The 380-nt window shown below is 74.2% G+C and carries 1 protein-coding gene; it reads right to left on the bottom strand.

The window, feature by feature from the left end; translation table 11 throughout:
* Positions 1 to 380: cobaltochelatase subunit CobN (locus tag C7C46_RS37065; RefSeq protein WP_245985326.1), on the bottom strand; the 380-nt coding region annotated here is incomplete at both ends.

The raw sequence follows: 380 nt of genomic DNA, 5'->3' as shown, positions 1-380 counted from the left end.
CGCCTCGACCAGCTCGCGCGCCTTCGCCTCGGCCGCGTCGGTGGCGCCCAGCGTCAGCGCGGCCTCGTCCAGGCCGAGCGCCTCCCGCAGGCCGGGCAGCGCGCTGACGCCGCCCCAGATCTGCCGGGCCCGCAGGATCGACAGCACCAGGTTGACCCGCTCGGTGCCGACCGGCGCGTTGCCCAGGACGTGCAGGCCGTCGCGGATCTGGGCGTCCTTCACCTCGCAGAGCCAGCCGTCCACGTGCAGCAGGAAGTCGTCGAAGCCCTCGTCCTCGGGCCGCTCCTCGAGCCCGAGGTCGTGGTCCAGCTTGGCGGCCTGGATCAGGGTCCAGATCTGGGCGCGGATCGCGGGCAGCTTGGCCGGGTCCATCGCGGCGA

It is taken from the genome of Streptomyces tateyamensis, assembly GCF_003205575.1.
GTDB lineage: Bacteria > Actinomycetota > Actinomycetes > Streptomycetales > Streptomycetaceae > Kitasatospora > Kitasatospora tateyamensis.
Note: the sequence above shows the minus strand (reverse complement) of the source record. Positions and strands in the feature narration are given on the sequence as shown.